Source organism: Pectobacterium versatile (assembly GCF_020166435.1).
GTDB lineage: Bacteria > Pseudomonadota > Gammaproteobacteria > Enterobacterales > Enterobacteriaceae > Pectobacterium > Pectobacterium versatile.
On the sequence record NZ_JAINZP010000044.1, the window covers coordinates 1 to 7,259 of the forward strand.

A 7,259-nucleotide genomic window follows, 5' to 3' on the forward strand; every position below is an offset into this window, starting at 1 on the left:
GACCCGATAGGGTTGCTGGGTGGAAATAGACCGCAGGGGTATGTTTCCAATCCTCTAGAGTTCTGTGATCCTCTGGGGCTGGATAAAAAAGGGCCAGCAGCAATGGGACCTCATGGGGCGCTTAAAAAGGATCCCAGCCCTGGACAGTCCCACCATTTAAACCAAGATGCTGCATATAGAGATGTTATTCCAAGAGAGAAAGGTGCAGCTATTAAGCTGGAAGGTAATGCGTTTACAGAGCCGGGAACGCCTCACTATGAAGCCCATAGCTCAATGGAGAAATTCTGGGATCAATATAGGCGAGGTGGGGAACTTAATGGCCAGCGACCTACTAATACGAAATATACTCAAGCATTGAAAAGATCTTTGGAAGCTGCTGGGTTACCTGCAAATGAGGTAAATCAGGCAGTAAGGTATAGTATACAAAATAGAGTTCAGCATGGTGCTCTTGGCGGTATGAAGGTACCTAGGATCCCCGGAAGAATTAATCAGGTTAAACCATGAAGATATCTAATGATGCTGTTGATAGACTGCTTAAAATAGATTGGTTTGCTAATGTTGGTAACCAATGCCTTATTCCTAATGTCAAAGTTGCTGCCTCTTTGAATGATGCTAATTTTTCTTTGAGTAGCCCTGATTGGGAGAATGTTACTCTGGAAGAGTCCAATGAAATATCAGGATATCTTGCAGTTAAACACACTGTTATTTTTCAAGATTGGAACGACTTAGCGCAAGAAGCTAAGTCTTTTTTGAAAGATAAGTTGTTAAAACAAATACCTCATTTGAATGGTTTTGACAATGTCCTACTTTTGCAATGTATTGAATGGGATGTTGTTAGCTATTTAATTGAAGATGCATATAAAGATAAGATTAAAAAACCGCTATTTTTTGATTCTTTGATTCACATCTATGAATCAGGTCATATACCCTGTGGTTGGGATGGTGTGTGGCCTAATGGTAAATTAGTGGTTTATTGATATGTAAAAATAGCCGGAAGAGATCTTACGATCCTTCCGGTTTTTTAATTTTACGTTCTGATTATTAAAATGGTGAGGCTGGCTGGTTATTGCTGGAAGTGGTTCTTTCAGTAGTGATGAATTTAATATCATGAATATAAAAGAAATAGGTAATAAGATATGTGACCATCTTATTTTATCTTCTCATCAAAAAGAAGCGTTGGAAATCGACGGTCTTTTAAAAAAGATCTTTAATGAAAATAATGATCCCGTTGAGAGGAAAGCAGTTATCGATAATTTATTATTGCGTTGTCACCCTAAGTGGTTGGGTGATTATTATGTTGAAGGTGTCACTTATCAAGAGTGGACTAATTTAATATCAAGGTTCGATCGTTCGCTTAATAAATTTAAGAAGAACTTTAAAGGTTAATAAAAAGGCCGGAAGTGATCACATTATCCTTCCGGCTTTTTATTTTATTAGCGGTCAGTCGCTATAAATTAATCTCGGTCTCAATAATAATCCTCCCCCTTTCCACCGTGACGGTGACGGGCATCCCGGTGATAAAACCCGACTCTTCCAGCCAGCGGCCTTTCAGGTTGATGGCAGAGGGCGGATTAGGCCTGCCGTTTTGCGGGGCGTATCCCACGGTGTAGTAACGCTCTGTTCTGGCGGGTTTATTAAGTATGACGTCTGACTTAGAATGTGCCTTAGCCATAGTAACTACTCCTGTTAGTTGCTTGTGGTGAGCGGCGTGGGTGAGGTGCGAACTCATCTTCGCCGCGTTATTTATCCGTCAGTTACGCGCCTGAGCAATCAGGGCGCTTAACATCTCCGAAATCATCTTCTGTTTTGCCTTGGGCAAACTGTCAATCTCTTCAATAAGCTGTTGCCATTTTGGCATCGGGCCACGTTTACGGGCGGCCTTCTCCGCTTCCTCGCCGAGTAAATCCTCAAGAGAAACTGATAATACTCTCGCCACGGCTGGGAGTATGGAAATCTGTATGCGTCGTCTTCCTGCTTCCCATGCCTGTACGGCCTGCTGGGAGACGTTCAGCGCCTGTGCAACCTGTGTCTGTGTCATCCCTGCGTCTTTCCTCAGCGCGGTTATCCGCTTACCCAGCTCAGTGATAAATACCTGTTCTTCATTGCTTATCGGTGCGGCCATAGTCGTTTTACCTGAAATCCTTTGTGACCTGATGACCATAATCTACTCCATGTTTTACATTATACTGTTGTAAATACTACTAGCTGATGTATATACTTGTCGAGTTATTTTTACTCAGACCCTATTGACAGGTATTTACAGGAGTTCCCGATATGGCACGCATCCCCGAATCCGAGTTGCAGCACCTGAAAGCCGCCGTGTCACTGGTTGAGGTAGTGCGTGGTCAGGGGCGCAAGGTGATGAAGCGCGGCAAGGACTGGGTGGTGCTGTGTCCGTTCCATCAGGAGAACACGCCGTCATGCGTTATCAGCCCGGAGAAGAATCTGTATCACTGCTTTGGCTGCGATGCAGGCGGCTCGGTGCTGGACTGGGTGATGAAGACGGAAAAGTTAAGCCTGCCGCACGCGGTTGATAAGCTGCGGCGTGAGTCAGGTATGGTGCCAGCGGCCGCACCGTTACCGCCGGTGAGTGATATCAGCAATGAGCAGGAGCGGCAGGCGTTGCTGCATCGTGTTGTGGCGTTCTATCACCATACCTTACTCAATGCGCCGGAGGCGGTGGCGTATCTGGAAAAGCGTCGGCTGAACCATCCAGAGTTAGTCGCGGCCTTTAAGCTGGGGTTCGCCAACCGGACGCTGGGCTATCGTCTGCCGCCGGGTAAACTGAAAGCGGGCGTCACGCTCAGAAGTCAGTTACAGGAGGTGGGCGTGCTGCGGGACAGCGGTCATGAGCATCTGGCGGGTTCAATCGTGGTGCCGGTTATCAACCTTAACGGCCAGGTACGGGAGCTTTACGGTCGCAAGGTGGGTGATCGGTTGCGTGCGGGTACGCCGCTGCATCTGTATCTGCCGGGGCCACACGGCGGGGTGTGGAACGAGCAGGCGTTAGTGGCGAGTAAGTCAGTCATCCTGTGTGAATCGCTCATCGATGCGATGTCGTTCTGGGTGGCGGGGTATCGCAACGTGACGGCGGCGTATGGGGTAAACGGGGTGACGGATGAGATGCGTAAAGCGTTTATCTGGCACGGTGTGAAGCAGGTGCTTATCGCGTTCGATAATGATGAAGCAGGCAATGGGGCTGCGGTGAAACTGGCCGGATGCTTAGCTTCTGACGGTATCGCGCCGTTCCGTATCCTGTTCCCGTCCGGTGTGGATGCGAATGGCTATCTGTGCAAGGTATCGGAGCCGGAACGGGCGTTCGGGTTACTGGTAGACGGGGCGCTGCCGATGGGAGAGGCGGTGAAGGCTGAACCTGAAACCGCCTCTGAGTCGTTGCCAGAGTCCATCCCCTCGGCTTCTGTGTCGCAACCTGCCTCCTCTTTAGTTGCCGGGGTTGTGGTTGACGCCTTGCCGAACGGTGAGCTTGACATCGCGTTATCCGGCCAGCAGTGGCGCATCCGGGGCATGGCATCAGTGAAGGGCGGTAGCGGCGTGATGAAGGTGAACGCGCAGGTACTGGACACAGAAAGCGGCGTGGTGTTCGCGGACAGCGTGGACATGATGAGCGCCCGTTCACGGGCGGGGTATGCACGGCTGGCCGCGAGTGAGTTAGGGTTGGCAGAAAGCGACATCAAACAGCGCTTAGGGCGGGTGCTGCTGGCACTGGAGGATCACCTTGCTCAACCTGAAACCGCCAGTGACAGCGCACCGGAACTGGATGATGACGCCAAAGCCGAGGCGCTGGCGTTGCTGCGTGACCCGAATCTAATCGGCAGGCTGACGGATGACCTTGCGGCGTGCGGCGTGGTCGGTGAATCGACCAACTTAGTGGCGGGTTATCTGGCGGCGGTGTCGCGCAAGCTGGACAGGCCGTTGGCGGTGTTAATCCAGTCATCCAGTGCGGCGGGCAAATCCAGCCTGATGGACGCCGTTCTTAATCTCATCCCGCCGGAAGAGCGCTTACAGTACAGCGCGATGACAGGTCAGAGCCTGTTCTATCTGGGCGAAACTAATCTGCAACACAAGATACTGGCGATAGCGGAAGAAGAAGGGGTTCGTCAGGCGGCGTATGCGCTGAAGCTGTTGCAGAGTGACGGAGAACTGACCATCGCCAGTACGGGCAAGGATGATGCCACAGGCAATCTGGTGACGAAGCAGTACACGGTGAAAGGCCCGGTGATGCTGATGCTGACCACCACGGCCATCGATGTGGATGAAGAGCTACTTAACCGCTGTCTGGTTCTCACCGTGAACGAGAGCCGCGAACAAACGGAAGCTATCCATGCGTTGCAGCGCCACAAACAAACGCTGGAAGGCTTGCTGATGGAGAACGAGAAAGGCTATCTGACGGAACTGCATCAGAATGCCCAACGGTTACTGAAACCGTTAAAGGTGGTGAACCCGTTCGCGTCACAGCTTACGTTCCTGAGCGACAAGACACGCACGCGCCGTGACCATATGAAATACCTCACGCTTATCCAGTCAATCGCGCTGCTGCACCAGTACCAGCGGGAGGTAAAGACGGTAGAGCACCGAGGAACGGTCATCGAGTATATCGAGGTAGAACGCTCGGATATCGTGCTGGCCAACAAACTGGCGCATGAAATCCTTGGTCGCACACTGGACGAGATGCCGCCGCAGACGCGGAAGCTGTTGCTGCTGATACAGGGCTGGATAGCGGACAGCGGCCAGTTGAAAACGGAATACCCCTTCACCCGCAAACAGCTACGGGATGCGGTGCAGTGGGGCGATACGCAACTGAAAATCCACCTTGCGCGACTGGTTGAACTGGAATACCTGCTGCTGCATAAACGGGGGCTGACGTTCTGCTACGAACTGCTGTTCGACGGTGATGCGCAGGCGGATAACACGCACCTGTGCGGGCTTATTGATGTACCGGAAGCAGTAGACATAACCGAGAAAGGTCGGTACGACTCCATCTGGTCGGGGGTAAATGAAAATCGGTCGGCCTCTAGTCGGGGTGCAGTCGGTGGTCGGTCGGACAAGGCAATCGCTGTTAAAGCCAGTACTGGCAAGGGTTCTACGCCATCCGGTCGGGTTAACGGTAAAAGCACTGTTCCGGCAACGTCAGATAAGCGCATCACATCGTAGTTCCCTTCTTCCCACTTCGCAGGACGCGCCGCCATGACCAAGCCGAAAGCCCCGACACCAGAAGCCCTTTACCTTAGCAGCCTGTCACAGACGCTGCGCCAGTACACTACCGCTTACCTCGAACACCTGAGCGCCACGAACCACAGCCCACGCACAATAGAATCCTACAGTGAACGGCTGCGTCCGTTCGTGACGTGGTGCGAAGAGCGGGGCATCACGCAGGCGGCACAGGTGAGCCTGTCGGTGCTGGAAGCGTATCAGCGTTATCTTCATGGCTACCGCAAGGCGGACGGGAAACCACTGGCACAAGGCGGACAACTTAATCGCCTGTCAGCGATACGCGGCCTGTTCCGCTGGCTGCTGCAACGGCATCATATCCTGTACAACCCCGCTGAACAGATAACGCTGCCGAAAGCGGAGAAACGGCTTCCGGCGCAGATACTGAGCGAAGAGGAAACCGAGGCGGTGATGGAGGCACAGGACACCGAGACGTTAACCGGACTGCGTAACCGTGCCGTGCTGGAAATGCTGTGGAGCACGGGACTGAGGCGCAGCGAACTGGCAAACCTGATGCTGGCCGATGTGGACGTGGGACGCGGTGTGCTTGTCGTCAGACAAGGCAAAGGGAATAAAGACAGGGTGGTGCCGGTTGGCCTGCGTGCGCTGGTCTGGGTACAACGCTATCTGGACGCAGTGAGGCCGCGACTGACGACGAAGCACGACAGCGGCTACCTGTTCGTGACGATATGGGGCAAACGGCTGGCACGGTCAACACTGACGATACTGGCGGGCCGTGCGATACGGGATGATGCGCATCTGAAGAAAGCGGGGGCGTGTCATGTGTTCCGGCACTCGATGGCAACACAAATGCTGGAGCGTGGGGCAGATACGCGACACATCCAGGCTATCTTGGGTCATGAGAAGCTGGAGACGACGCAGATATACACCCGTGTGGCGATCGGTCATCTGAAACAGGTGCATGAGAAGACGCATCCAGCGGAACGGAAACCGACAGCCCGACGCCGGAAGAAAGTTAAAGCCGATACCACGCCATCGCCGGACAGCCCGAAAAAGTAGCTCACTCCCTTCAAGGCCGCAGTACGGTGCAGGGCAAAAGCTGCGCCATCCGTGGCGCACCTCTTGCCTTGTTCAGCTAAGGCGCTCCGGCGGTAAATGTCGCCCGGCCAGCGCCAGACAATGGCGCTCTCTGTGGTTAACGTTGCTGGCCGAACGTCATTCAACATAATGTGGCATTACGCGCAAGTTGCTGAACGCAACCTGCGCGCAACACACATTATGTCGGCGCCGTCTGGCACAAGGGCGCGCTGCGGGCTGCTTCAACAACGGTGAGCGGCTGGCCGCCGGGGTTAGGCTCTTGGGTAAGGTGTGGCGCACAGGGCTGCGCCCTCTGCTGCTGGTATCTGCGTCCTCCCCAGGCTCTGACGGTGTGGCCGCCTTCCCTGGCGGCGCAGGCTCCGGCGTCAGCCATCGGCAAACATCAACGTCAACAGAACAGGGGTTGTCGGCCTGCGGCCTCCGCTGAAGGGCTTCACCTCGCCCCCGCCCCAACCCCGCTGCACTGGCTGCGCCCGGCTCGCAGTCGCAGGCTCCTTGCTCGTTCCCGTGCTCGCCATCTCCGCCCCGTGCGGCCCCCGCCGGGGGCCTCCCTGTATACATCGCTAACGTGCCTTTGCTTCTCTTCATGGTCTGGCGTGGTCATGCACGTTCGGCGTTCCCTGCGGCACCGTGCACCAGAGCGTCGCAGGCCGACGCTTGCGGACTCTTTGCCGCCCGCACCCGCAGAACCCGCCCGGCTTCCCCAAACGAGTTGCGGAAGCCGGGCGGGTTGAGGTGGTAAACCCCAAAAGACAAAACGACTAATGGCAGCGGCGGCTGCCGCTGCTATGATGTGGCTTAGGCAGACAGGGAAGTCACAGCATGGCGGTAGCGTGTCCGGGGGTAAAAGTGCGCGTCGGGGTGTTCGGGTTATGGTGGTGTTAAATAGGCCGAAAGCGCCGTCTAAAAAGCCCACTGCTTCAATGAGTTAAGTGCGTTAAAAAGTACGACCGTGTCGGGATCGTCCCTAT

Annotated in this window: 7 protein-coding genes and 1 pseudogene; 6 read left to right on the top strand and 2 right to left on the bottom strand. The window is 54.1% G+C overall.

The features are described from left to right. From K7X24_RS21640 to K7X24_RS21650, 3 genes and pseudogenes are all read left to right on the top strand, one after another. Nucleotides 1-504, top strand: a pseudogene (locus K7X24_RS21640) (hypothetical protein); the annotation flags it as partial. Continuing rightward, nucleotides 501-977, top strand: a complete 477-nt coding sequence (locus tag K7X24_RS21645; RefSeq protein WP_224558252.1) for a hypothetical protein — start codon at nucleotides 501-503, stop codon at nucleotides 975-977. The pseudogene K7X24_RS21640 and the gene K7X24_RS21645, both read left to right, overlap by 4 nt. Nucleotides 978-1,107: 130 nt before the next feature. Continuing rightward, on the top strand, nucleotides 1,108-1,386 hold the full coding sequence (locus K7X24_RS21650) for a hypothetical protein (RefSeq protein ID WP_224558253.1): 279 nt from the start codon (nucleotides 1,108-1,110) through the stop codon (nucleotides 1,384-1,386). Nucleotides 1,387-1,447: 61 nt separating this feature from the next. Here the strand turns inward: K7X24_RS21650 and K7X24_RS21655 are convergent, their stop codons facing one another. Then, on the bottom strand, nucleotides 1,448-1,672 hold the full coding sequence (locus tag K7X24_RS21655; RefSeq protein ID WP_224558254.1) for a SymE family type I addiction module toxin: 225 nt from the start codon (nucleotides 1,670-1,672) through the stop codon (nucleotides 1,448-1,450). A gap of 78 nt (nucleotides 1,673-1,750) precedes the next feature. Continuing rightward, nucleotides 1,751-2,122, bottom strand: a complete 372-nt coding sequence (locus K7X24_RS21660; RefSeq protein ID WP_224558255.1) for a helix-turn-helix domain-containing protein — start codon at nucleotides 2,120-2,122, stop codon at nucleotides 1,751-1,753. Nucleotides 2,123-2,274: 152 nt separating this feature from the next. Here K7X24_RS21660 and K7X24_RS21665 point away from each other — a divergent pair, with 152 nt between their 5' ends. From K7X24_RS21665 to K7X24_RS21675, 3 genes are all read left to right on the top strand, one after another. Beyond that, nucleotides 2,275-5,172, top strand: coding sequence for a CHC2 zinc finger domain-containing protein (locus K7X24_RS21665; protein ID WP_224558256.1), 2,898 nt, complete (start codon nucleotides 2,275-2,277; stop codon nucleotides 5,170-5,172). A gap of 33 nt (nucleotides 5,173-5,205) precedes the next feature. After that, nucleotides 5,206-6,249 (top strand): site-specific tyrosine recombinase XerC, encoded by a 1,044-nt coding sequence (gene xerC / locus K7X24_RS21670; RefSeq protein ID WP_224558257.1) that lies wholly within the window; start codon nucleotides 5,206-5,208, stop codon nucleotides 6,247-6,249. Nucleotides 6,250-6,436: 187 nt separating this feature from the next. Beyond that, nucleotides 6,437-6,715: a hypothetical protein gene (locus K7X24_RS21675; protein ID WP_224558258.1), complete on the top strand. Its 279-nt coding sequence runs from the start codon at nucleotides 6,437-6,439 to the stop codon at nucleotides 6,713-6,715. Nucleotides 6,716-7,259: the final 544 nt, after the last annotated feature.

What these genes read in the sequence shown, in the direction of transcription:
- K7X24_RS21645 (WP_224558252.1), top strand. Translation starts at nt 501, where the DNA reads ATGAAGATATCTAATGATGCTGTTGATAGACTGCTTAAAATAGATTGG.
- K7X24_RS21650 (WP_224558253.1), top strand. Translation starts at nt 1,108, where the DNA reads ATGAATATAAAAGAAATAGGTAATAAGATATGTGACCATCTTATTTTA.
- K7X24_RS21655 (WP_224558254.1), bottom strand. Translation starts at nt 1,672, where the DNA reads ATGGCTAAGGCACATTCTAAGTCAGACGTCATACTTAATAAACCCGCC.
- K7X24_RS21660 (WP_224558255.1), bottom strand. Translation starts at nt 2,122, where the DNA reads ATGGCCGCACCGATAAGCAATGAAGAACAGGTATTTATCACTGAGCTG.
- K7X24_RS21665 (WP_224558256.1), top strand. Translation starts at nt 2,275, where the DNA reads ATGGCACGCATCCCCGAATCCGAGTTGCAGCACCTGAAAGCCGCCGTG.
- xerC (WP_224558257.1), top strand. Translation starts at nt 5,206, where the DNA reads ATGACCAAGCCGAAAGCCCCGACACCAGAAGCCCTTTACCTTAGCAGC.